The organism is Staphylococcus sp. 17KM0847 (assembly GCF_013463155.1).
Taxonomy (GTDB): Bacteria; Bacillota; Bacilli; order Staphylococcales; family Staphylococcaceae; genus Staphylococcus.
On sequence record NZ_CP040781.1, the window covers coordinates 1,951,712 to 1,972,976 of the forward strand.

23 protein-coding genes, 1 riboswitch and 1 other annotated feature (1 of these 25 only partly in view) are annotated in these 21,265 nt (G+C 36.0%); of the genes, 12 read left to right on the top strand and 11 right to left on the bottom strand.

Annotated elements, in window-relative coordinates; translation table 11 throughout:
• Window positions 1-112: 112 nt before the first annotated feature.
• Window positions 113-215, bottom strand: a riboswitch (purine riboswitch).
• Window positions 216-397: 182 nt separating this feature from the next.
• The 4 genes from FGL66_RS09470 to FGL66_RS09485 all read left to right on the top strand — a co-directional run bounded on the left by FGL66_RS09470 (window position 398) and on the right by FGL66_RS09485 (window position 4,104).
• Window positions 398-805: a general stress protein gene (locus tag FGL66_RS09470; protein WP_180809566.1), complete on the top strand. Its 408-nt coding sequence runs from the start codon at window positions 398-400 to the stop codon at window positions 803-805.
• A 147-nt stretch (window positions 806-952) separates the two neighbouring features.
• Entirely contained in the window at window positions 953-1,627 is a 675-nt protein-coding gene (locus tag FGL66_RS09475) for a hypothetical protein (protein WP_180809567.1), read from the top strand.
• Between the two features lie 112 nt (window positions 1,628-1,739).
• Entirely contained in the window at window positions 1,740-2,339 is a 600-nt protein-coding gene (locus FGL66_RS09480; protein ID WP_180809568.1) for a DNA-binding protein, read from the top strand.
• A 370-nt stretch (window positions 2,340-2,709) separates the two neighbouring features.
• The gene (locus tag FGL66_RS09485) at window positions 2,710-4,104 is read left to right on the top strand and encodes an L-cystine transporter (protein WP_180809569.1); all 1,395 of its coding nucleotides are present in this window, start codon (window positions 2,710-2,712) and stop codon (window positions 4,102-4,104) included.
• Window positions 4,105-4,272: 168 nt separating this feature from the next.
• Here the strand turns inward: FGL66_RS09485 and nfsA are convergent, their stop codons facing one another.
• Window positions 4,273-5,028, bottom strand: a complete 756-nt coding sequence (gene nfsA, locus FGL66_RS09490) for an oxygen-insensitive NADPH nitroreductase (protein WP_180809570.1) — start codon at window positions 5,026-5,028, stop codon at window positions 4,273-4,275.
• 142 nt (window positions 5,029-5,170) lie between these two features.
• Between nfsA and FGL66_RS09495 the strand changes: the two genes are divergently transcribed.
• The 3 genes from FGL66_RS09495 (at window position 5,171) to ahpF (ending at window position 8,472) form a co-directional block, all read left to right on the top strand.
• Window positions 5,171-5,947, top strand: coding sequence for a 2-keto-4-pentenoate hydratase (locus FGL66_RS09495; RefSeq protein WP_180809571.1), 777 nt, complete (start codon window positions 5,171-5,173; stop codon window positions 5,945-5,947).
• A gap of 417 nt (window positions 5,948-6,364) precedes the next feature.
• Window positions 6,365-6,934, top strand: coding sequence for an alkyl hydroperoxide reductase subunit C (gene ahpC / locus FGL66_RS09500; RefSeq protein WP_180809572.1), 570 nt, complete (start codon window positions 6,365-6,367; stop codon window positions 6,932-6,934).
• Window positions 6,935-6,948: 14 nt separating this feature from the next.
• Complete coding sequence (ahpF, locus tag FGL66_RS09505; protein WP_180809573.1) at window positions 6,949-8,472, top strand: alkyl hydroperoxide reductase subunit F; 1,524 nt, start codon at window positions 6,949-6,951, stop codon at window positions 8,470-8,472.
• Window positions 8,473-8,576: 104 nt separating this feature from the next.
• On the opposite strand, the gene FGL66_RS09510 is transcribed toward ahpF, so the two are convergent.
• Complete coding sequence (locus FGL66_RS09510) at window positions 8,577-9,527, bottom strand: DUF1002 domain-containing protein (protein ID WP_180809574.1); 951 nt, start codon at window positions 9,525-9,527, stop codon at window positions 8,577-8,579.
• 172 nt (window positions 9,528-9,699) lie between these two features.
• Here FGL66_RS09510 and FGL66_RS09515 point away from each other — a divergent pair, with 172 nt between their 5' ends.
• Window positions 9,700-10,518 (top strand): MetQ/NlpA family ABC transporter substrate-binding protein, encoded by an 819-nt coding sequence (locus tag FGL66_RS09515; RefSeq protein ID WP_180809575.1) that lies wholly within the window; start codon window positions 9,700-9,702, stop codon window positions 10,516-10,518.
• 166 nt (window positions 10,519-10,684) lie between these two features.
• Here the strand turns inward: FGL66_RS09515 and bioB are convergent, their stop codons facing one another.
• Window positions 10,685-11,665 carry a biotin synthase BioB gene (gene bioB, locus FGL66_RS09520; RefSeq protein WP_180809576.1) on the bottom strand — a complete coding sequence of 327 codons (981 nt, stop codon included), beginning with the start codon at window positions 11,663-11,665 and terminating at the stop codon, window positions 10,685-10,687.
• A 211-nt stretch (window positions 11,666-11,876) separates the two neighbouring features.
• On the opposite strand from bioB, the gene FGL66_RS09525 reads away from it, so the two are divergent.
• The 4 genes from FGL66_RS09525 (at window position 11,877) to gmpC (ending at window position 15,010) form a co-directional block, all read left to right on the top strand.
• Window positions 11,877-12,254, top strand: a complete 378-nt coding sequence (locus FGL66_RS09525; RefSeq protein WP_180809577.1) for an iron chaperone — start codon at window positions 11,877-11,879, stop codon at window positions 12,252-12,254.
• Between the two features lie 215 nt (window positions 12,255-12,469).
• Window positions 12,470-13,495 carry a methionine ABC transporter ATP-binding protein gene (locus FGL66_RS09530; RefSeq protein ID WP_180809578.1) on the top strand — a complete coding sequence of 342 codons (1,026 nt, stop codon included), beginning with the start codon at window positions 12,470-12,472 and terminating at the stop codon, window positions 13,493-13,495.
• The gene (locus FGL66_RS09535; RefSeq protein WP_180809579.1) at window positions 13,489-14,148 is read left to right on the top strand and encodes a methionine ABC transporter permease; all 660 of its coding nucleotides are present in this window, start codon (window positions 13,489-13,491) and stop codon (window positions 14,146-14,148) included. The genes FGL66_RS09530 and FGL66_RS09535 overlap by 7 nt, the downstream gene beginning before the upstream one ends.
• A 19-nt stretch (window positions 14,149-14,167) precedes the next feature.
• Complete coding sequence (gmpC, locus tag FGL66_RS09540) at window positions 14,168-15,010, top strand: dipeptide ABC transporter glycylmethionine-binding lipoprotein (RefSeq protein ID WP_180809580.1); 843 nt, start codon at window positions 14,168-14,170, stop codon at window positions 15,008-15,010.
• A 118-nt stretch (window positions 15,011-15,128) separates the two neighbouring features.
• Here gmpC and FGL66_RS09545 read toward each other — a convergent pair whose 3' ends face one another.
• The 8 genes from FGL66_RS09545 to FGL66_RS09580 form a co-directional block, all read right to left on the bottom strand.
• Window positions 15,129-16,304: a M20 family metallopeptidase gene (locus FGL66_RS09545; RefSeq protein ID WP_180809581.1), complete on the bottom strand. Its 1,176-nt coding sequence runs from the start codon at window positions 16,302-16,304 to the stop codon at window positions 15,129-15,131.
• 122 nt (window positions 16,305-16,426) lie between these two features.
• Window positions 16,427-16,669: a 30S ribosomal protein S18 gene (gene rpsR / locus FGL66_RS09550; RefSeq protein ID WP_014614919.1), complete on the bottom strand. Its 243-nt coding sequence runs from the start codon at window positions 16,667-16,669 to the stop codon at window positions 16,427-16,429.
• A 43-nt stretch (window positions 16,670-16,712) separates the two neighbouring features.
• On the bottom strand, window positions 16,713-17,222 hold the full coding sequence (gene ssb, locus FGL66_RS09555; RefSeq protein WP_180809582.1) for a single-stranded DNA-binding protein: 510 nt from the start codon (window positions 17,220-17,222) through the stop codon (window positions 16,713-16,715).
• A gap of 30 nt (window positions 17,223-17,252) precedes the next feature.
• On the bottom strand, window positions 17,253-17,549 hold the full coding sequence (rpsF, locus tag FGL66_RS09560; RefSeq protein ID WP_180809583.1) for a 30S ribosomal protein S6: 297 nt from the start codon (window positions 17,547-17,549) through the stop codon (window positions 17,253-17,255).
• 226 nt (window positions 17,550-17,775) lie between these two features.
• Window positions 17,776-18,873, bottom strand: coding sequence for a redox-regulated ATPase YchF (gene ychF / locus FGL66_RS09565; RefSeq protein WP_180809584.1), 1,098 nt, complete (start codon window positions 18,871-18,873; stop codon window positions 17,776-17,778).
• On the bottom strand, window positions 18,873-19,085 hold the full coding sequence (locus tag FGL66_RS09570; RefSeq protein ID WP_180809585.1) for a DUF951 domain-containing protein: 213 nt from the start codon (window positions 19,083-19,085) through the stop codon (window positions 18,873-18,875). The genes ychF and FGL66_RS09570 overlap by 1 nt, the downstream gene beginning before the upstream one ends.
• Before the next feature lie 20 nt (window positions 19,086-19,105).
• Window positions 19,106-19,993, bottom strand: a complete 888-nt coding sequence (locus FGL66_RS09575) for a mechanosensitive ion channel family protein (RefSeq protein ID WP_180809586.1) — start codon at window positions 19,991-19,993, stop codon at window positions 19,106-19,108.
• Between the two features lie 37 nt (window positions 19,994-20,030).
• The gene (locus tag FGL66_RS09580) at window positions 20,031-20,855 is read right to left on the bottom strand and encodes a ParB/RepB/Spo0J family partition protein (RefSeq protein WP_180809587.1); all 825 of its coding nucleotides are present in this window, start codon (window positions 20,853-20,855) and stop codon (window positions 20,031-20,033) included.
• A gap of 185 nt (window positions 20,856-21,040) precedes the next feature.
• Window positions 21,041-21,265: a binding site (T-box leader), on the top strand (it continues 96 nt past the right edge of the window).

Genomic DNA, 21,265 nt, shown 5'->3' on the forward strand with positions numbered 1-21,265 from the left:
TAGTCATACAATTGTAAAATAACGCTATATTCGTTCATTTAGCACAGATTCATTGCGATTTGTTTATGATGTATAGACACACAATGATGAAACCAAACATACGTCGCGTGTTACAGATGTAGTAATTACTCATAGTCATGTTGTTTAAGGCAACATGGTAGAAACTTCTAAAGCCATATTCTTCAGATTATATGAGTCCTAATAAATTATTAACTGATAATAGCAAATTTACTGTCCTTTCGCAATACTACCAAGCGAAGTCTCATATTTTCAGAACTTTATATAATTTTCTTTACAAATACAATTGTTTATAGACATAATAAAAGATATTAAAAGTTTAAGTTTTTATGTTATAGGGTACGTTAACATTAATTAATGATGAATGGAGGCGCCACAGTTGACTCAATTTAATTTGGTAAAAACTGAAGCAGATGCGATTAAAGCTGTTGATGCATTGTTAAATGATGGTTATAAGGAACATGAAATTACAATTATTAGTAAAGACAAATTCGAAACAAATCGCTTCAACAATTCTGAAGTGAAACACAAATCCACAACAGGTACAGTCAGTGACAAATTTATGCGTTTCTTTATCGGAGAAGATCCTGAAGAAGCTGCATTTACACGATTTGATCTTGCTGACTCTGACAAAGCACACTTAAAAGAAGCAGTGGCAAACGGTGAGATTGCGATTCTCGTAAATACATTAACGCAACCTCAAACAGAAGTTTCAGAAACGAACAGCGCTTATCAACAACAAGAATTTAAACACCATCCATCAGAACATAAAGGCGACATTGAGTAGTTGCACTTGATTATCCTTAAATAAGACAAGAACCTTTTTATTATCAAGGTTCTTGTCTTATTTTCTTTTACATAAACAGCTATATTTCCACAAATCTATCAGCAACAAGATATGTTATACTAAATGCAACAAAAGAGGTGATTGATTATGGAAATGATTCAAATTAAGTCAATACACGATAAATGGTATAAACCCGCATTAGATTTTTATAAAAACAAACTGAATCCACTCGTAACTGAGGATGAATCCGTTTTTGTTCAATCTTTGAAAACAGAAAAAACACAAAATGATTATGTTTTTCTTGTAGGTATTGAAGATAATCGTGTCGTTGGTTTTGCGACAGCACATTACGAAGCCACAACTAACGCTGGATTTATTATCTACTTACTTGCTGAACCTGGCGAAAAATGCGAACACTATTTAGAACAAGTGCTTCAACACACTGAAGAACGTATTAACGATTTGGCCAACCAGCTACACGGCAGAAATGTGAACTTCTTTATGTTTGAATCTACATTTGAAACACCTGAAGTAGATGCACATACCGCAGATGACATCGCCTTTCGTAGACGTTTCTTAACTCAGCATGGTTTTGAAAAGCAAAGTCAAATCCCATATGTGCAACCGTCACTTGATCGTAATAGCAAACCTGTCCCACTCGATTTATATATCAAAGCAAATATTCCTTTAACTAAAGATATTTATGGTACAAGCGTAAAGTCTTGTTATATTTTGAAATACGTGTTTGCTAATCGTTTACCTCGTAAAATCATTTATCCATTACTGATCAAAATGAATCTGCGTAAAAATCCTAACAACTAAGTCCTTGAAAACAACACATAAAGCGACTACAATAAATGGTAAGTAAGTCTGACGGCTCACTGGACGCACACTGACAACCGTCTAAACAGATTGTAGAAAGGATTTAGGTCATATGTTAACAAAAGAATTCGCCCAAAAGTCTGGATTGAGTGAGAAGCAAGTACGTAAAATTGTTCAGCATCTTGAAGAACGAGGCTATCACCTCAACAAAACAGAATATCGTGGACGTGAAGCAACAGATTTTAAGGAAGAAGATATTGAACTGTTTCAAGAAATTGCTGAACGTGTAGGTCAAACAAATAGCTATGAATTAGCTTTTGAAGAACTTGAAAAAGAAAAAGACTTTTTACAAGTTATCGTAAAAGATAAGCCTGAACAGTTACCAGCAGACCAACAAATATCTAAACTCTTTAATGAATTACATAGTGAAATTAATCAAATGCGTGAAGAACGACAAATGCTAGGACAAATGGTATCTCAAGTTCATCAACAACAAGAAGAGCTTAAAGCACTGCATAACAAACTCGAGGCACAAATTCAGTCTAATAGCAGTTCTCTTGATGCTTTAACAGAAGCACAAAAACACCAAACTGAGCAATTGGGTCATACACAAAAACATATTGAATCACAAATACAAGAACAAAAAGCTTTAGCTCACACAATAGAACGCAATGAGAAAAAAGGATTTTTACAGCGTTTATTCGGGGGTTAAGCCCTCTTGCTCCCTGCAATAAATAAGATTTAGAAGTTTTACGATGTAAATGCCGAATCTTAATGCTTGAACCTCATGTCATGCATACGACATACGATATCAAAACGCCTCTGCATACTAATATGTAGAGGCGTTTTACATATCATGTGAGATCATCAAATGATATGTAGCATCCCGAATAAAAACTTATTTTTACAAAAGCTTTCATCGTTGATTAACTTATAACGCAATATTTCGATAACAACAATCATGCAAGGGAACCATCAAAACCTTTATACCGATTATCGCAAAAAAATAAAAATAGGGCTTGATTTTATATAAACTTGCAATTATTCTTATAATAAAAGTCGGAATTAAAGGAAGCGTATTTATGATTACATTTTTAACTATACTTAATTTAATTATTTTTATTGCTGTGCTCGCTAGTTTATGGATCATGGCGAAAAAACACGTTAAGTTCCCTAAACGTGTGTTTATTGCACTTGGCATGGGTATCTTGCTTGGTATTATCATGCAACTGATATATGGTGTCGACAATAAAATTACAACACAAACAACGGAATGGACAGGTATTATCGGTAGTGGATATATTTCTTTACTACAAATGATTGTCATTCCTTTGGTTTTTGTTTCTATCATTGCGGCATTCACTAAGATTGATATCGGCGAAAAATTTGCCAAAATGGGAAGTTACATCTTTATCTTTTTAATTGGAACGGTGGCAATTGCAGCGATTGTCGGTATTGTATATGCAATGCTTTTCGGCTTAGATGCTTCAAGTATTGATTTAGGCCAAGCAGAAAACGCACGTAGCGCAGAAATTACAGATACAGCTAAAGAAATGACTGCTACATCATTGCCTGCACAAATCCTAGAGTTATTACCTGCAAATCCATTCTTAGACTTCACAGGTGCACGTGCAACCTCTACCATTGCTGTTGTTATCTTTGCGGCATTTATTGGCTTTGCCTACTTACGTGTTGCACGCAAACAACCTGAAAATGGTTATGTATTAAAACGTGGTATTGATGCTGTTTATTCACTTGTAATGGCTATCGTGACATTCGTATTACGTCTCACACCATATGGTATTTTAGCAATTATGATGAATACTGTTGCAACAAGTGACTTTGCAGCGATTTGGACTTTAGGTAAATTTGTTATTGCGTCCTATGCAGCGTTAATTACAATGTACCTCATTCATCTTATTATTTTAGCAATATTAGGTATCAACCCTATTCAATACATGAAAAAAACAGCAGAAGTATTGCTTTTTGCATTTACTTCTCGTTCAAGTGCGGGTACATTACCACTTAATATTCAAGCGCAAACAAATCGCCTAGGTGTACCTCAAGCAATCGCAAACTTCTCTGGCTCTTTTGGTCTATCTATCGGTCAAAATGGCTGTGCAGGAATTTATCCAGCTATGCTTGCAATTATGGTAGCACCCGTTGCTGGTGTCGACATCGACTTACAATTTATTGCTACACTTGTTATCGTTGTTGTACTAAGTTCATTTGGTGTAGCTGGTGTTGGTGGCGGTGCAACATTTGCATCTATCCTTGTCCTCTCTGCGTTAAACTTACCTGTAGGACTTGCAGGGGTACTTATTTCTGTTGAGCCATTGATTGACATGGGACGAACTGCATTAAATGTTAATGACTCTATGTTAGCCGGTACCGGTACAGCCAAACTTACAAAACAGTTAGATGAAGAAACATTTAACAATAACAACTATAATGAGTTAACAACGAATCACGCATAAAATATAAAAAAGCATATGGAACGGTCAAGGGGGTCATAGTCCGTAAATTGCAGTGGACTATTAGGGCTTTCTATGTTCCGGTGTATATTATCTGAAACAAATTAAGAGCAGTACGAGTATTTGATAACATTCAAATGCTCATACTGCTCTTGTTGTATCATCGATATGTTATTGCTTGTTAAAACCTGATTGATGTAGCCAGTCCATCATTTCCACACGTTGTTTACTACTCATAAAACGGGTGATCTGTTCCGACCAAGTTTCTGTTCTTTTGCCATTTGTACGCTCATGATAATATTGTGAAACTATTTTATCATATTGTTCAATCTCTTGTTGTTGCTTTTCTTTATTCTTGTTGTAACTATCAATATGAAAGACATGAGATAAAGGTAAGCGTGGTTTAGGTGTCCCATTCTCATCTTCTGAAGGTACACCGATTGCCATCCCAAATAATGGGAATGTATGCTCAGGTAAGTCTAAAATTTCACGTACACGTTGCACATCATTGCGTAAAGACCCTAAGTATACAATACCATAGCCCATATCTTCCGCTGCTAATGCTATGTTTTGTGCAACAAGCGAAGCATCTACTGTACCTACTAACAAGCCTTCCGCAGATTCAAAGCTTCCTTCCATACTATGCGCTTGTTGTTCATTCACAATATTATGACGATAATAATCTATCACAAAAACAAATAGATAACCATTTTCAACAACATAAGGCTGCCCTGATACTTCTTTAAGCGCTTCTTTTTTATTCATATCCTCTACACCAATAATAGAAGTCGTCTGCAAATAGCTTGATGTTGATGCCATCTGACCTGCTTCAACTAATTTTTCAATGATTTCACGACTTAAAGGTTCAGATTTAAATTGTCTTACCGAGTGATGTTGTTTAGCTAGCTCATATACATACTCTGACATCTTCTACACTCCTTAATTCTTTTTACTTAATACTAACAAACGCAACACTCAAGTGCATGCATACTGTTTCTCAACTTGCATCTCATACCATTTAAAGTTATCATAATAATATCAATTTTCAGATAAAGGAGTGATTATTTCTATGTCACAACAAGTAGAGCAACTTACCAACCAAGTCTATCAAGCTTACAATACAAAACAAGCGATTCCTTTTTTAAACCCACAAGCAGAGGTTGATGAAAAGCTTGGTTATAAGATACAAGACGCTTTGATTGATCGATTGAAATCCACTTATTCAACAGAAGTCGGTGGCTATAAAGTAAGTATGACAAGTGCGGAAACACAAGCTTATGCTAATACACATGAACCAGCATACGGAACGTTACTCAAAAATGTCCTCAAATCTTCCGGAGATACTGTTAAACGCAATAATTTATTTGCACCACTTATCGAACCTGAACTGGTCTTTATCCTAACAGCTGACTTACCTGCCGAAGCAAGTACAGAAGATATTTTAAACAATACACAATTAGCACCTGCTATTGAAATACCCGATGCACGTTACATGGATTGGTTTCCAAACTTTACGTTAGGAGATCTACTTGCTGATAATACTGCCACAGGTCTTGTCGTTGTAGGCGAACCTATCGCACAATTGACTTACGAACAACTAGAGCAAGTTACAATGGTGCTTAAACATGATCATCAAGAAATTAAAACAGGTGTAGCATCTGAAGTATTAGGTAACCCTGTCAAAGCAGTACAATGGCTTAACGACAAGTTGACTTCTCATGGTAAATCGTTAAAAAGGGGAGATGTCATCTCATCAGGAACATTCATTCCCCCTATTAAAGCTGAACAAGGGACTTACTCTGTCAGCTATCATAACGTGGGAACAGTTAGTGTAACATTCGAATAATTTATCATATACACAACTAGTAAGTACTCAGAGTAAAATTATACTGATATCTTTAGACAAGGTAGGACAGAAATCTTTTGGGATATTTTAAGATTTCTGTCTTATCTTTTATTTTCTTCCCTTCCTATGATTTTCAGTAAAGGTGCATTTAATTGAGAATTCACAATAAACAATGCTATGATAAATATATGGATGATAACGATAATTCATTAAAAAGCAGTGTGCTTCTATGATGAATTTACGCATTTTTTACAGTAATGTTAAATTATTTAACCTTACTGTTTGACGTTTTTATCGTTACATGCCATAATAACACTTGAGATTAGAATTATTATTAAAAAAGAATTATGATAAACAAGAGTGTTATCCATTCTAATCTAATAATAATAAACATATATTTCTAGGAGGCTATCTATTATGTCATTAATCGGTAAACAAATTGAAGAATTTTCAGCACAAGCATACAATGCAAAAACAGACGAATTTGTCGAAGTAACACATGAAGATTTAAAAGGTAACTGGAGCGTTGTTGTATTCTATCCAGCAGACTTCTCATTCGTATGTCCAACTGAATTACAAGATGTACAAAGCCAATATGAAAAGTTACAAGAACTTGGCGCAAATGTATTCTCTGTATCAACAGATACACATTTCGTACACAAAGCTTGGCATGACCACTCAGATGCAATTAGCACTTTAAAATACACAATGATTGGTGACCCATCACAAACAATTACACGTCAATTTGATGTATTAGATGAAGAATTAGGTCTTGCACAACGTGGTACGTTCATTGTAGACCCAGATGGTGTTGTTCAAGCTGCAGAAATCAACGCTGACGGTATCGGTCGTGATGCAAGCACACTCGTACACAAAATTAAAGCTGCACAATATGTTCGCCAAAATCCAGGTGAAGTTTGCCCAGCTAAATGGGAAGAAGGCGGCGAAACATTGACTCCAGGTTTAGACTTGGTAGGTAAAATTTAAGGAGGTTTCACTGAATGCTAGATCAAGGGTTAAAGAATCAACTTTCACAACTTCTTGATTTGATGGAAGGTGACGTTGTATTCAAAGTAAGCACAGGTACTGATGAAACATCTCAAAAGATGTCAGACCTCGTCAATGAAGTTGCAGAAATGTCACCGCGCATTACAGTAGAACAAACTGAATTAAAACGTTCACCTAGCTTTAGTGTGAACAGACCTGGAGAGAACACTGGCATTACCTTTGCCGGTGTTCCTCTTGGTCATGAGTTTAATTCTTTTGTTCTTGCACTTTTACAAGTTAGTGGACGTGCACCTAAAGAAGAACAGTCTGTAATTGATCAAATCAAAGGTATTAATGACACACTTCACTTCGAAACATTCGTAAGTCTGACATGTCAAAAATGCCCTGACGTAGTTCAAGCACTTAACTTAATGAGCGTAATCAATCCTAATATCACACATACAATGATTGATGGCGCTGTCTTTAAAGAAGAGGCTGAAGACATCATGGCTGTACCATCTATTTTCTTAAATGGCGAACAGTTTGGTAGTGGACGTATGACTGTTACAGATATTTTGAGTGAACTTGGGCAAGGGCCAGATGCTTCTGAATTTGAAGATAAAGGTTTATTCGATGTTTTAGTTGTAGGGGGTGGACCTGCAAGTGCAAGTTCAGCAATTTATGCTGCACGTAAAGGTCTGCATACTGGTATTGTTGCTGATCGTATCGGAGGTCAAGTCAACGATACACAAGATATCGAAAACTTAATCAGCGTGAAAAAAACAACAGGTACAACATTGGCGACAAACCTTGAAGAACATATTAAAGATTATAATATTGATGTCATGAAAGGTGTATTAGCAGAGTCATTGAACAAAACGGATGACCATATTGAGATCACATTAAATAACGGTGCAACACTTCGCACGAAAACACTAATCGTTTCAACAGGTGCACGTTGGAGACAACTCGGTGTACCGGGTGAACAAGAATTCGCAAATAAAGGTGTTGCATATTGCCCTCACTGTGATGGTCCTCTCTTCGAAGATAAAGATGTTGCCGTTGTAGGTGGCGGTAACTCTGGTGTTGAAGCTGCAATTGACTTAGCAGGTATTTGTAAGAGCGTAACATTACTCGAATTCGGTGCTGAGATGCGTGCCGATAAAGTCCTTCAAGAGCGCCTACACTCATTATCTAACACAACAGTAATTACGAATGCCGCTACAAAAGAAATTACAGGTGATGACCGTGTGACAGGTTTAACATATGAAGATATGCAATCCAACGTGCAAAAACAACTTGATTTAGATGGTGTATTTGTTCAAATCGGTCTTTCTCCTAATACAGAGTGGCTTGGCGATACAGTTTCACGCAATAAAATGGGTGAAATCGAAGTAGATCGCTTAGGTGCAACAAATGTACCCGGTATTTTTGCAGCGGGTGACTGTACAGATCAACGTTATAAACAAATTATTATTTCAATGGGGTCAGGCGCAACAGCTGCATTGTCTGCTTTTGACTACCTTATTCGCAATTAAAAACGGTGAACAAAGGATAATGCTTCCCTATTGATAAGGAGCGTTATAGAAAGCTTTTTGAAAAAGGTGCTTTCTATAACGCTCCATTTTTAATATTGATCCATTTATAAAAATGAAATGAGCCAATGCCATAACTTCGTGAAGAATGAGACAATACCATCCCAAAGCCTTTGTAAGAAATTTCTCGTTTCCTCATTATCCAATTGTTTCAATGCTTCTAGCTTATCTCCTGCTTGTTTTTGAATTGTATCTTTTAATTCAGCCGCCTGTTTTTGAAATGCTTCTGGATCTTGATTTAAAACATCTGACTGCGATACATTGATCATAATATTTTGAATCATAGCTACTTCATTATTACTTAAAATGTTGTTCAATCCTTTTTCATGTAACGTTTGATTCACAATATTATTTACTGTCATCTCATTAATTTGTTGATTTGATGCCTTAGCTTCTGCAATTTGTGCTTTCATATCCGCAATTGCTTCATTCAATGCTTCATCCGAATAACCTTCTTTATTTTCATTATTTTCACTAATGCGTGCTAGATCATTCATTTCTACATTGGCATTTTGAATATCTTCACTATTTAATGTATGACCTTGTGCTTCATATGCTTTATAAATACCAATTAATGCACCCTCACCCGTCACTTGATCAATTGATGCAATTTTTATCGTTGCATCTTGAATACCAGATGTAATTGCTGCATTCATATATTGTGCTTTTGTAATACGTGTAATATTTTCTGGTGTTTTGATTTCAACATCTACCCCACGCCCAAAGCGTTTAGGTTCTATCAGTGCACTTGAGTGAATATAGTCGTATTCTGTTCCCGTATAACGCACAACATCTGTATTGGTAACTTTGTATGTTGTCGTACGATTACTGACACCAAGCTTATCTTTTGTTTCTTCCAGCTGACGCTCATTTAGATCTGCACCTTGTAAAAATATTTCTTCTTTCGGTTTGAATTCATTTGCTGCATGCGCATTTTGAACCACTCCAGCAAACAATAATGTTGCTACTGCACTGCTGATTAATACTTTTTTATACATACATTCACTTCCTTTTCTATCCCTTACTGTTTTATTTTACCATGCATTCCAAAATAGCGTATCAAACCTAAGACGCACAGTAAATACTGCAATAGTGTATTCACAAAATACACTTCTATGTGCTATACTCTTTTTAATTCTTACTAAAAAACTAAGAAATAGGAGGCATTTTATGAAGTACCTTAAATTTACGACTTTATTGATTATAGCTGTCTTACTCGTAGCATGTGGTCAAGCACAAAACCAATCAGAAGAAAGTGATAAAAAAGTGACTATCGGCTTTGGTCCCGGTACATATGAAGAAATTTTTCGTGAAGGCGTACTCCCTATTTTAGAAGAAAAAGGCTACGACGTTGAAGTGAAAACATTCTCTCAAACTGATCAAATCAATCCAGCGATGAAAGATGGAGATATTCAAGCATCAGTCTTTCAAAGTACTGCTTATATGAACAGTATTAATGATAAAATCGATGCAAAAATGATTAAAAATAATGACGTACCTACTGCACCACAATCACTATGGTCAAAAAAACACAAAACGCTCAATGACATAAAAGACGGTCAGACGATTGCCGTACCAAACGATCCCGTTAACCAAGAGCGTGCATTTAAAATTCTCGAACAACTCGGTTGGGTCAAACTCGACAACAAAACAACAGGTGTTAACTTTAAGATGACAAGCGTACATCCAGACAAATATGATTTAAAATTTGAAGAAGTTGCTGCCCCGCAAATACTACGTTCATTAGAAGATGTGGATTACGGTATCGTAAATGGTAACTATATTGCAGATAGTGGTCAAAAAATTAGTGATGCCCTCGTTGTAGAAGACACGCCTGATGAACATAAAGTCATGTTAAGTATTAATGAAGCAGATAAAAACAAACCATGGGCTAAGGCATTACGCGATGCCTACAATGATCCACAATTCCAAAAATGGTTTCGCGAACATAAAGAGTACAGTGGTTATATTGAACCTAAAAATTGGTAACTCACAAAAATAAGAGAGCGGGATAGGCGCAAAAACTTACGCATTCCCGCTCCAGCAAAGGGGACTAGAAGTGAAAAACGTTTATTAAAACGCATTTTCACTTCAAATGCCTACTGCTGTTTATAAATATGTATTTACTAAAGCATTTTTTATATCTCGTTCCTTTTTAGTGTGTACATACTTCTTTATTATAATCAATTTCGTAACCCATATCTTTAATCATATCGTAGTCTAACTGGTTAGGTTGACCTCCTGTGATTAAATAATCACCCACAAAGATAGAGTTTGCAACCATCAATGCCATTGATTGTAATGATCGTAAATTTACTTCACGCCCACCTGCAATGCGAATTTCCTTAGAAGGATTAATCAAGCGAAACAATGCTAAAATACGCAAACAACGCATAGGTGTCAATGCATCCATTTCACCAAACTTCGTCCCCTTAATGGGATGCAGAAAGTTAACAGGAATACTGTCTGCGTCAATCTTTTTTAAAGCAAACGCCATATCAACAATATCTTGATGTGTTTCACCCATCCCACAAATGACACCTGAACACGGCGAAATATTATGTGCTTTCATCGTTTCAATTGTATCTACTCGGTCTTGATATGTATGCGTCGTTACCACTTCTTGATGATACGCTTCACTCGTATTTAAATTGTGATTATAGCGATCCACACCTGCTGCTTTTAATTTGGCAGCTTGTTTATCATTTGCCAATCCAAGGCACGCACAAATTTTAAGTTGAGGATGCTCTGCCTTAATACGCTCCACTGAAGCTTTAATATGATCCACTTCTTTATCACTCGGTCCACGCCCACTCATCACAATGCAATATGTTCCAATTTCATGCTCTGCTGCGACCTTTGCTCCCTCAGTGATTTGATTTTCTGGAATTAATGCATAACGTTGTTTCTCTTTCATCTCTCTTGACTGACCACAATAGCCACAGTCTTCTGGACAAATGCCACTTTTCGCATTTAATATCATGTTCAGTTTAACTTTATGACCATAATAATGTTTGCGTAATACATAGGCTTCATTCACTAGCATCATCGTATCCACAGTTTTATCAGTAAAAATATGATAAGCCTCTTCTTTTGTTAAAGTATCTCCGTTTAAAATACGTTCTGATAATTTCATCATAATCCCCCTCTCACACTCAAAATTATAGCATAATGTAATCTTTATTTTAAAAAAGTTTACTTTAGGTGTAGGAAATTATAAGCTTCTACTTCTATTGCTTTCAAACCTCAAAATACTACCAACTTATTACATAGTATCTTTCTAACTCAACATCATGATATACTAACCAAAATAATAATAACGACTTACTTATGAAATGAGGCATATTATGGAAACTTTTGATGATTTTTTAGAAACTATTGATCAACCTGATCATCGTGAAAAACTAAAAACGGTTATTGATCACATACTCATAGACTATCCAGAATTAACTTTAGAGATTAAATGGAATCAACCTATGCTATTGCTAAAGGAGAATGGTACATTCATTTTAGCTTTTAGTAAGGCGAAACCGCATTTTGCAATTGCACCTGAAAAATATACACGTGACTATTTCGATGCTGATATTCAAAAGACGGGCTATCAAGCAACTAAAATGTTCATTAAGATTAAATGGACTGAAACGGTAGATTACGATTTAATTTATAAAATGATTGATAAAAATATTAAAGACAAAAAAGATTATACAAAGTTTTGGCGTGAATAGCTGACAAGATATAGGTTAGAAATCAAAATGTATTTAAAGATTTCTAACCTATATCTTTTTAATTTTACAAGTTTTAAATTATTTTAAATATCAATGCATGTATTACACTTTCTATTTTAAAAATAATTCTGAAAAAACGGAATTTGATGTTGACGACTCCACTTGTTTAACATAAAATCATTAGTAATCAAATCGGAATTATAGGAGGCATCCCATTGATAGAGTTTAAAAATATTAGTAAAACCTTTCAAAAGAAACATACCACTGTCCACGCTTTAAACAATGTGAGCTTTACTGTTAACCAAGGTGATATTTTTGGGGTTATTGGTTATAGTGGTGCTGGAAAAAGTACCTTAGTCAGACTTGTTAATCAACTTGAACAACAAACTTCTGGTGATATTTATGTTGATGATCATCACTTAAATACTTACTCACAAACTGCACTACGCAAGGTAAAAAAAGACATCGGCATGATTTTCCAACACTTCAACCTCCTCAACTCCAAAACTGTCTTTAAAAACGTTGCTATGCCACTCATTCTCAGTCAGGTTAATGCATCCGAGATTAAAAAGCGTGTCGATGAAATGTTAAAATTTGTTGGCTTAGAGGGAAAGGCGCAACAATATCCAAGTGAACTCTCTGGCGGGCAAAAACAACGTGTTGCCATTGCACGTGCGCTCGTCACCAACCCTAAAATTTTATTATGTGATGAGGCAACAAGTGCACTTGACCCAGCTACAACTGACGCTATTCTAGATTTATTAAAAAAGACAAATGAAACATTTGGTGTTACCATCCTTGTTATTACACATGAGATGAGTGTTATCCAAAAAATATGTAATCGCGTTGCTGTAATGGAACAAGGTGCTGTTATTGAACTAGATTCTGTCAAAAATGTATTTAGTCATCCTAAGACACCTACTGCCAAACGTTTTGTTTCAACAGTGATTAACACCGAACCTTCTCAATATGTCTTAAATCAAGTCGCAACGCATGAAAACGCTAAAGTATATCAGCTTTTTATTGAACATCATCAAGTTTCACAAACAATTATCAATGATATTATTCGTCACTTTAATGTTGAAATTAACATCATTCATGCATTCATGACAGAAATCCAAGCAGACACAGTAGGTTATCTCTGGTTACAAATTATCGGTGATTCCGCTCAACAACAGGCTGTACAAGACTACTTTATGGCGCAAAAAATTCAATACGAGGAGTTGAAAACAATATGTTAGGTTCATCTATTGATTCTTCACAATTACTCGAAGCACTTTATCAAACACTTTATATGGTTACTGTTTCACTTGTTATAGGATCACTCATTGGGATTCCACTTGGGATTTTACTCGTTGTTACACGTCAAAATGGTGTATGGCCTAATGCGATTATACATCACGCTTTGAATCCTATTATTAATATTTTAAGATCTGTGCCATTCATTATCTTGCTGATCGCCATTGTACCATTTACAAAGTTACTTGTAGGGACTTCTATCGGAACAACAGCTGCTATTGTTCCATTGACTGTTTACGTTGCACCTTATATTGCACGTCTTGTAGAAAACTCATTACTTGAAGTAGATGATGGGATTATAGAAGCAGCTCATGCCATGGGCGCATCACCCGTACAAATCATTCGCTATTTTTTATTACCAGAAGCAATGGGTTCACTTATCTTATCCATTACAACTGCTATTATCGGACTAATAGGTGCTACTGCAATGGCAGGTGCAGTAGGCGGTGGGGGTATTGGAGATATGGCATTGGTTTATGGTTATCAGCGCTTTGATACACTCGTTATTCTTATCACTGTTATTGTTTTAGTCATTATCGTACAACTTATTCAAACACTTGGAAACGTACTTGCGCGAAAAGTACGTCGTAACTAATGAAGGGGGATTCATAATTATGAAAAAATTATTAACACTACTCGTCGCTACTTTATTGCTTCTAGCAGCATGTGGTAGCAACAGCAATAACGAAAAAGTAACAATTGGGATTGCTTCAAACGACTCTAAAGCATGGGAAAAAGTTAAAGAACTTGCCAAAGAGGAAGGCATTGATTTGGAGATTAAACAGTTTTCGGATTACAACGTACCAAATAAAGCACTGAACGATGGAGATATTGATATGAACGCTTTTCAGCACTTTGCGTTTTTAGATACATTCAAAAAAGAACATAAAGGTACAGACATCACACCGATTCGTACTTCTGTCCTTGCACCACTAGGTATTTATTCAGAAAAAGTTAAAAATATTAAAAATCTTAAAGATGGTGCAAAAGTCGCAATACCTAATGACATCTCAAATCAAGCACGTGCCTTAAAACTTCTTGAAAAAGCCGGGTTATTGGAACTTAACGATGATTTTGGTTTATCAAGTTCTGTTAAAGATATTAAAAATAACCCTAAAAATTTAGACATTACTGCTGTGGATGCTCAACAAACTGCGCGTGCACTTTCCGATGTAGATATTTCCATTATTAATAATGGTGTCGCAAGTAAAGCAGGATTGGATGCGAAAAAAGATCCTATTTTTCTTGAAGATGCAAAAGGCGATGCCACAAAACCTTATATTAATATTATTGCTGTCAATACTAAAGACAAAGACAATAAAACATACAAAAGAATTGCAGAGCTTTACCATTCAGATGAGGCAAAAGACGCTTTGAAAGCTGATACAAAAGACGGTGAAATTGTGATTGACTTAAAACAAGATGATATTAAAGCCATTGAAGATAGTTTAAAATAATAGGAGCCATAGATTTTTTAACTTTATAGCATATACTCAAAAATGACAGATATTGGGAGTCGTCAGAAAGTATATATTTGTAGCTTTCTAACGACTCCTCCCATCTGCCATTTCTTTTTTATTTTAAATATGTTAGTACAGCAATCCCTACTGCTTCTGCTGCAACACGTAAAGATTGTTCATTAATATCAAATTTAGGATGATGATGTGGATAGACTTCTCCGCATTCTGGTGCCGCACCTGCATAAATAAAAGCACTTGGTCTTTCTTTCACATAGTACGCAAAGTCTTCTGATGGCGGTTGTGGTTCACATTGTTGAATATCGTGAATGGCATCTGTTTGTACACATTTTATTGCATCAACAACAAATTTTGTAAACTCTGGATCATTATATAACGCTGGATAATCATGCGTATAATCCAATTCACATGTAACACCATACATCTTTTCTAAACCTTCCGTTAATTGGATAATCTCATTTTTTATGGTCTGCTTTGTATGATCTGTTAACGCACGAACATCTCCTTCTAACACAACGCTATCTTTAATAACATTGAATTGACCTTTACCATCAAATGAGCCTATTGTAACAACACCCGTTTCAAATGGATTCAAACGTCTCGATACAATTGTTTGTAATGATGTTACAAAATACGAACCTGCTACAATACTATCATTTGCCGTATGTGGCGAAGAACCATGCCCCCCTTTACCTTTAATTTTAAGTTTAAAGAAGTCACGCCCCGTCTGAGCATTCCCTTCACAATAATAGATATTTCCTGCAGGCATATGACTCATAACATGTACACCTAAAACATGATCTACCCCTTCTAGCACACCGTCTTTAATCATTGCTTGCGCACCACCCGGCGGTACTTCTTCTGCTGGTTGATGTATAATAACCACTTTACCGTTGAATGCTGTTTTCATCTCAATCAGTGTCTCTGCTAAAATTAACATATAGGCTGTGTGTGCATCATGACCACATGCATGCATAACACCTTTATTTTTGGAAGTAAAATCTAACCCTGTATCTTCTTCGATAGGTAACGCATCAAAATCTGCACGTATAGCTATTGTTTTCCCGGGCTTGCCACTATCAATCGTAATTTTTAAACCATTAGGTCCTATATCCCTTTCAACTCTACAATCTTTACCTTTGTAAAAATCTGCAATATATTGAGGTGTTTCTTCTTCGTGGAAAGACAATTCGGGATATTGATGTAAATGACGACGTATTTCAATCATACGACTTTCTTTTTCTTTAAGTTGTTGAATTAAATTTTGAAACATCAATCGAGTACCTCCTCTTATGAATGATTGGACATATAAGATTAGTATATCAAATAAGTAAACATATAGAGATAATATAAAAAGCGAGTGAAAACCATTATGATTTTCACTCGCTTTTTATATTATGCTTCGTCTTTAACGAATGGTAATAATGCCATATGACGTGCACGTTTGATTGCTGTTGTCAACATACGTTGATATTTAGCTGAAGTGCCTGTTACACGACGAGGCAAAATTTTACCACGCTCAGAAATAAAGCGTTTTAATAATTCTGTGTCTTTGTAGTCGATGTGTGTAATACCGTTTGCTGTGAAATAACAAACTTTTTTACGACGACGACCACCTCTTCTTGGTCCACCTGCCATGATATGTGCCTCCCTTACTATTTATTTTTAACGTTCTTTATACTTAAAATGGTAAGTCATCATCACTAATATCAATTGGTCCATTCGCATTCGCAAATGGGTTGTCATTTTGCGATGACTGATTGTTTTGATATGACGAATTTTGACCTTGTTGTTGTCCACCGAAGTTCTGACCATAACTTTGGAATTCATTGCCTTGGTTATAGTTATTTTGTGCGTGTCGTTGATTCGCTGATTTAGGTTCAAGGAATTGGACACTGTCACAAACGACTTCTGTAACGAATATACGTCGACCTTCTTGGTTTTCGTAGCTGCGTGACTGTAAGCGACCATCAACACCAGCAAGACTACCTTTGAACAAGAAATTACTCACGTTCTCTGCTTGCTTACGGAAAACAACACAGTTAATGAAATCTGCTTCGCGTTCCCCTTGCGCATTCGTAAACGTACGATTCACTGCGAGAGTAAAAGTCGCTACACTTACGCCTGAGGGTGTCGTTCTGTATTCGGGATCTTTAGTTAATCGACCTACTAATACAACTCTATTAATCATGCTTCACGGCCCCCATTACTTAATATTCTATTACTTTTCTTCGTCTTCACGAACAACGATGTAACGGATAATATCGTCATTGATTTTTGCTAAACGTTGGAATTCGTCTGTTGCTGTATTGTTCGCTGTTTGGATACGTACGATGTAGTAGTAACCATCTTTGAAATCTTCAATTTCATAAGCTAAGCGACGTTTACCCCAGTCCTTTGTTTCTAATACTTCAGAACCGTCAGAAGCTAAAATTCCGTTAAAACGCTCAACAAGTGCTTTGCGTGCATCTTCTTCAATGTTTGGACGCACGATGTACATTACTTCATATTTTCTCATTTTATAATTGCACCTCCTTGTGGTCTATGCGGCTTGTCACATTCAAAGTAACAAGCAAGGAATAATTTTCATTACTCACATTTCAAAATTGTATCACATCACTTATTTTTTGACAATCATTAACATTGTTTTATAAAAAGAAACTTCAAAATCAAAAAAGAATAGAAACCGCTTAAACCATCAAAGTTTCTATCCTTTTCAATACATACTTTATTTCAAATGTTCTTTATACATTGAATCGGAAATGCACAACATCCCCATCTTGCATAACATACTCTTTACCTTCTAGACGCATTTTTCCTGCTTCTTTTGCACCTTGCTCACCATTGTTATTCACAAAATCATCGTAGCTTGTTACTTCCGCACGAATAAAACCTCTCTCAAAGTCAGTATGAATAATACCTGCACATTGTGGTGCTGTCATACCTTCTTTAAACGTCCATGCACGTACTTCTTGTACACCGGCTGTAAAATATGTTGCCAATCCTAATAAGTCATATGTTTTACGAATTAAGCGATTTAATCCAGGTTCTTCGATGCCTAGTTCTTCTAAAAACATCTCTTTATCCTCATCATCTAATGTTGCAATTTCTTCTTCAATTTTGGCACTGATAACAATTACTTCAGAATCTTCTTGCGCTGCATACTCGCGAATTGCTTTTACTTTATCATTTTCAGCATCATTCACTTCGTCTTCACCCACATTTGCAATATACAACATTGATTTAGATGTTAAAAGATGGGCTTGATTTACATATTTTTGATCTTCATCATTAAAGTCTAAACTTCGAACAGGTTTTCCGTCTTCTAAAGCTTCCTTGATAACGCCTAAAATACGTGCTTCATTCATTGCTGTTTTATCTTTTTGACGTGCCATCTTTTCAATGCGTGGCAGACGTTTTTCTACAGACTCTAGATCTGCTAAAACAAGCTCCATATTGATTACTTCGATATCCTCAATTGGATTTACACGTCCAGCAACATGAGTCACATTATCATCATCAAATGCACGTACCACTTGGCAAATGGCATCGACTTCACGGATATGTGATAAAAATTTATTACCAAGACCTTCACCCTTTGAAGCGCCTTTTACAATCCCTGCTATATCAGTAAATTCAAAAGTCGTCGGCAAAGTTTTCTTAGGATTAACAATTTCTGCTAATTTATTAAGACGTTGGTCAGGTACCTCTACGATACCTACGTTAGGGTCGATTGTAGCAAATGGGTAGTTTGCCGCCAATGCACCTGCTTTTGTAATTGCATTAAATAGGGTAGACTTCCCAACATTAGGCAAGCCTACAATACCAGCTGTTAAAGCCATTATTCATTCTCCTTATCATGTGTACTCGCAAATTCGAGTACTTTCTTTATTTTTTTGTTAAACGTTTGGCGTGGCAACATAATACTACGCTGACACGCTTCACATTTGATACGAATATCGGCACCCATACGGATAATCTTGAATCTATTTGTTCCACATGCGTGTTGTTTCTTCATCTCTACTATATCATTTAAACCATATTTTGCAGACACCTTATCATGCCACCTCTCAATTATGATTGTCCGTTATTTTGATTATATAATTGAACTAGTGTAGGTGCAGGCGCTTTAACACCTTCAGCTTGAAGAAAATCTTTGAGCTCTCGACGTAAAATGCGCGCACCTGTAAAATTTTCTCCTGGCAATGTCTCTCCAGCAATGCGAATACTTACTTCATAACTATTTACAGCATCAACACCTAGAACTTCCGGTGCCTCTAAAAACAAATCATATTTTTGTGGAATGGTTTTTAGAAACTGATGCATCTTTTTCTCCACTGATTCGAGATTTTCACTGATAGATACTGGAATATTAATGATTGCTACGCCATTTGTTACTGAATAATTGGTAACTTCACTCATTGTACCATTTGGAATTGTAGATAACTCTCCTGTGATAGATAAAATACGTGTCGAACGCAATCCAATTGATTTTACTGTCCCTTCAGCAATAGGCGCACCACTATTTTTAATACTCACATAATCACCGACATCAAATTGATTTTCAAAGATAATAAAAAATCCTGTAATAATATCCTTTACAAGTGTCTGAGCACCGAAACCAATGGCTAAACCAACAACACCGGCACCTGCTAAAATACTTTCAACACTGATTCCAAACTTGCTCAAAACAGTCGTTAGCGTGATAAACCATACGAGATAACTCATAACATTTTGAACTAGTGTGATCAATGTCTTAGAACGCTTAGAGCGATTAGTACGTGATGCCTTACTGTTCACTTTAAAAAACTGTTCTATCACTTTATTTAATATGCGTATTACAACAAACGCAGCAATAACGTAAATTCCAACAATAATAAGCTGTGTTAATAAATTGGAATACGTTTCTGGGTCTAATAAAGGCTGTATCATACTTTTAATAATTGCTTCAAACTTCTGCATAACTTATCCTTTCTGAGATATTGAATTAAGGTCTTGCTCAATCATTCAAACTTTCATCCCTCTTCTGGTTCTTTAATAACTTCATAAGCCTATAATAATCTTGTTCAGAATGAAATGTGAACGTAACTTGTCCCGTATTTCGTTTAGTAGTAATCGCGACCTCTGTTCCATAATATTCACGTAACTGTTGCTCATGTTGGCGAATAAGCTGTGGCTTGTTCACTTGCTTTTTCGTTTTAGTCTTTTGCTGAGTGGCTGTGACTTGCTGTTCTAAATAGCGTACACTCCAAGACTCCCGAACGGCTAAAGTTGCGTATTCTAGCATCTTTTTTTCATCTTTTAATGCTAAGAGGGTTCTACCATGCCCTCCAGAAAGCTGCCCCTCTCTTATAAGTTGACGAATACGTACTGGTAACTTTAATAATCGTAACATATTAGCAATATAAGGGCGTGATTTACCAAGGCGTTGGGCTACTGCTTGCTGTGTCATATCCAATGCATCCATAAGCTGTTGATAGCTCTCCGCTTCTTCTACGGCATTTAAATTTTCTCGCTGTAAATTTTCAATGATTGCCAACTCTCGCATTTCTTGGTCCGATAATGGCTTCACAATCGCAGGGATTTTTTGTAAACCTGCTTGCTTACTGGCTCGATAACGCCGTTCACCTGCTACGATATAATAGCCTTGAATTGACGGTGTAACAACAATTGGTTGTAAAATGCCATGCTGCTCAATAGATTGCTTTAACTCTCGCATCTTATCCTCATCAAAGCTTTTACGAGGTTGATAAGGATTAGGACGTATCGTATCAATATCGAGTTTTTTCACTTGTTCATCATTATCATTTGATGAATACACCAATATAGCCACACCCCCTTCAAAAATTTACTATTACATTTTAAAGGTTGCGTCTTATATAAACAAGCTTTTCAGTATACTCAAAGATAACTTCAAAATTCGTCCTACTCAAAATTTTCTGATAAATGTGTTGACAAGCATTTCTTAATCGTGTAAAGTGTGATTTACCAAAACAAAACACACATATTTAAGACACAGTAAAAAGGAAAGTAGAACGTTCCCTGCATTTACAGAGAGTCTTCATTTGCTGAGAGAAGACATTGAAAGCACGTTTGAAAATGGCCTTGGAGTGTTGATGCCAATATGAGGTATCACCGGGTTCGCCCGTTATAGCGATACAGTATTAACATTTTGTTTAGATGGCGTACTGGAATTCCACGTATATACCCTCACTGTATACGCATACTCTCAAA

What these genes read in the sequence shown, in the direction of transcription:
- FGL66_RS09475 (WP_180809567.1), top strand. Translation starts at nt 953, where the DNA reads ATGGAAATGATTCAAATTAAGTCAATACACGATAAATGGTATAAACCC.
- FGL66_RS09480 (WP_180809568.1), top strand. Translation starts at nt 1,740, where the DNA reads ATGTTAACAAAAGAATTCGCCCAAAAGTCTGGATTGAGTGAGAAGCAA.
- FGL66_RS09485 (WP_180809569.1), top strand. Translation starts at nt 2,710, where the DNA reads ATGATTACATTTTTAACTATACTTAATTTAATTATTTTTATTGCTGTG.
- nfsA (WP_180809570.1), bottom strand. Translation starts at nt 5,028, where the DNA reads ATGTCAGAGTATGTATATGAGCTAGCTAAACAACATCACTCGGTAAGA.
- FGL66_RS09495 (WP_180809571.1), top strand. Translation starts at nt 5,171, where the DNA reads ATGTCACAACAAGTAGAGCAACTTACCAACCAAGTCTATCAAGCTTAC.
- ahpC (WP_180809572.1), top strand. Translation starts at nt 6,365, where the DNA reads ATGTCATTAATCGGTAAACAAATTGAAGAATTTTCAGCACAAGCATAC.
- ahpF (WP_180809573.1), top strand. Translation starts at nt 6,949, where the DNA reads ATGCTAGATCAAGGGTTAAAGAATCAACTTTCACAACTTCTTGATTTG.
- FGL66_RS09510 (WP_180809574.1), bottom strand. Translation starts at nt 9,527, where the DNA reads ATGTATAAAAAAGTATTAATCAGCAGTGCAGTAGCAACATTATTGTTT.
- FGL66_RS09515 (WP_180809575.1), top strand. Translation starts at nt 9,700, where the DNA reads ATGAAGTACCTTAAATTTACGACTTTATTGATTATAGCTGTCTTACTC.
- bioB (WP_180809576.1), bottom strand. Translation starts at nt 11,665, where the DNA reads ATGAAATTATCAGAACGTATTTTAAACGGAGATACTTTAACAAAAGAA.
- FGL66_RS09525 (WP_180809577.1), top strand. Translation starts at nt 11,877, where the DNA reads ATGGAAACTTTTGATGATTTTTTAGAAACTATTGATCAACCTGATCAT.
- FGL66_RS09535 (WP_180809579.1), top strand. Translation starts at nt 13,489, where the DNA reads ATGTTAGGTTCATCTATTGATTCTTCACAATTACTCGAAGCACTTTAT.
- gmpC (WP_180809580.1), top strand. Translation starts at nt 14,168, where the DNA reads ATGAAAAAATTATTAACACTACTCGTCGCTACTTTATTGCTTCTAGCA.
- FGL66_RS09545 (WP_180809581.1), bottom strand. Translation starts at nt 16,304, where the DNA reads ATGTTTCAAAATTTAATTCAACAACTTAAAGAAAAAGAAAGTCGTATG.
- rpsR (WP_014614919.1), bottom strand. Translation starts at nt 16,669, where the DNA reads ATGGCAGGTGGACCAAGAAGAGGTGGTCGTCGTCGTAAAAAAGTTTGT.
- ssb (WP_180809582.1), bottom strand. Translation starts at nt 17,222, where the DNA reads ATGATTAATAGAGTTGTATTAGTAGGTCGATTAACTAAAGATCCCGAA.
- rpsF (WP_180809583.1), bottom strand. Translation starts at nt 17,549, where the DNA reads ATGAGAAAATATGAAGTAATGTACATCGTGCGTCCAAACATTGAAGAA.
- ychF (WP_180809584.1), bottom strand. Translation starts at nt 18,873, where the DNA reads ATGGCTTTAACAGCTGGTATTGTAGGCTTGCCTAATGTTGGGAAGTCT.
- FGL66_RS09575 (WP_180809586.1), bottom strand. Translation starts at nt 19,993, where the DNA reads ATGCAGAAGTTTGAAGCAATTATTAAAAGTATGATACAGCCTTTATTA.